The sequence below is a fragment of the Kitasatospora sp. NPDC058190 genome (assembly GCF_042883685.1).
Classification (GTDB): Bacteria; Actinomycetota; Actinomycetes; order Streptomycetales; family Streptomycetaceae; genus Kitasatospora.
Genome location: NZ_JBHVVI010000289.1, coordinates 1 through 1,854, shown reverse-complemented (window position 1 = coordinate 1,854; position 1,854 = coordinate 1). Strand labels below are relative to the sequence as shown.

Genomic DNA, 1,854 nt, shown 5'->3' with positions numbered 1-1,854 from the left:
CAGTACCGCTCCGACCTCCTCGACGGCTTCCTCACCGGGACCGGACTCTCCCTAGACCTCCCACCGCCATCACCTTGAAGCGCCGAGGTCAGTAACGGGCATGCCGCCCTCGCGGTCGCGTCGTGATCCCCATCGCGCCGGTGCGGCAGCAGGAGGGACAGGAATGTTCGAAACGGGGGAGGCGTGACGATGCGAGACCAGCTCCTCGGGGACCGCTACCGGTTGGTGCGGCAGCTCGGCGAGGGCGGAATGGGGCAAGTATGGGAGGCGCAGGACGAGACGCTGGGCCGGAACGTCGCGGTCAAGGTGATCTCCCTACTCGCCGGTGGCGGAAGCCGCGGCGACGAGGCCCGCGCCAGATTCCTGCGCGAGGCACGGATCACCGCCCAACTGCAGCACCCCAACATCGTGACCATCCACGACCTCGGCGAGACCAGCGCGGGAAACGAACGGGTCCCGTTCCTGGTGATGGAACTGGTCCGAGGCGATGGCCTGGACACGATGCTGCGCCGAGGTGTCGTCACCCTGGTGGACGCGGCCCGATGGGGCGCGCTGATATCTGACGCGCTTGCTGTGGCGCACGCAGCCGGAATCATGCACCGGGACATCAAGCCGTCCAACATCCTCATCACGCCTTCCGGCACCGTGAAAGTCCTCGACTTCGGCATCGCGAGGGCAGCCGACCCCTACGCGACCGCAGACCGCCTCACCCAGACCGGCTTCATCGTGGGCACACCCCCCTACATGGCGCCCGAACAAGCACGCGGCTTCCCAGAACCGCGCAGCGACCTGTACGCCCTCGGCTGCCTCCTCTTCGAGCTGATCACAGGCCAGCTGCCCTTCCAGGCCCCCGACACCCTGGGATACCTCTCGGCACACCTCACCCAAGAACCGCCCACACCCAGCTCGGTATCCACCGGCGTCCCCTCCGCGTGGGACGACCTCGTGCTGAGGCTGCTGGAAAAGGACCCCGACCAGCGCTACCCGAACGCCACCGACCTCTCCCAGGCACTACGACACCTCGACCGCACACCCGAACCCGCCGGAGGCCCCGCGCCACCAGCAGGAGGGGCCACCCAACCCCCCTCCACGACAGCGACGACCCCACTCCCGCCCGTGGCCCCCACCCGCAGAGCAAGTAGCCTCCCCCCACGGCCGGTCACCGCATCGACGCATACCCCAGCACGCCGTGGCCGCGCGACACGGTTCGTCCGCCCGGTATGCCTATGGTTACTCCTCCTCGCCTCACTGGCCGGCCCGCCAGCGCTCGGGGTTCTGGTCGAACTGGCGGTCATCTGGGCGTTCACGACAGTACTCACACCGCGCTCCAGAGGCCTGACGCGCGGGACGGGGTACGTGGCCGTGGCGGCCATCGCTGTGCAGCTCGTAACGGCTGTGATCAATTTGTGGGATGATCTTTCTTATGGCCTCTCAATATGGTGGCCCTACCTCATGATGATCGTCCCGACCATCGCGGCGTACTGCTACCGCGACATCAAGACCCGGCGTGCGGCAAGTTCGAGCTCCTCGACATGAACAACCGGCTCGTGATCACGCACACGACTTCGGACATCCATGCAGGCGACTTCGGAAATTGACAGCACGGCCGTTGTCGGCCCCGACCAGTCGAATGACTCGTGGGGGCCGAATCGGTCGATTCCGCCCCCACCCGTCAATCCAATCGGGACGGCCCGCCCACCTGCGGTAACGGCGCGCCGATCCATTCGAGTCCGGCCCGTCTTTCAGCCTCCCCATTTCGGGCTCTTGTGCTGGATCTGTGGGTCGGATCATGTGAGTTGGCGTCGGGGCAGGGTGGGGCGGTTGCCGCCGAGGCAGAGCATGACGAGGGCGATG

At 66.9% G+C, this 1,854-nt stretch carries 1 protein-coding gene; it reads left to right on the top strand.

What is annotated here, in order from left to right; all coding sequences use genetic code 11:
- Nucleotides 1-189 precede the first annotated feature (189 nt).
- Nucleotides 190-1,536 carry a serine/threonine-protein kinase gene (locus tag ACFVWU_RS44855; protein ID WP_387632498.1) on the top strand — a complete coding sequence of 449 codons (1,347 nt, stop codon included), beginning with the start codon at nucleotides 190-192 and terminating at the stop codon, nucleotides 1,534-1,536.
- Nucleotides 1,537-1,854: the final 318 nt, after the last annotated feature.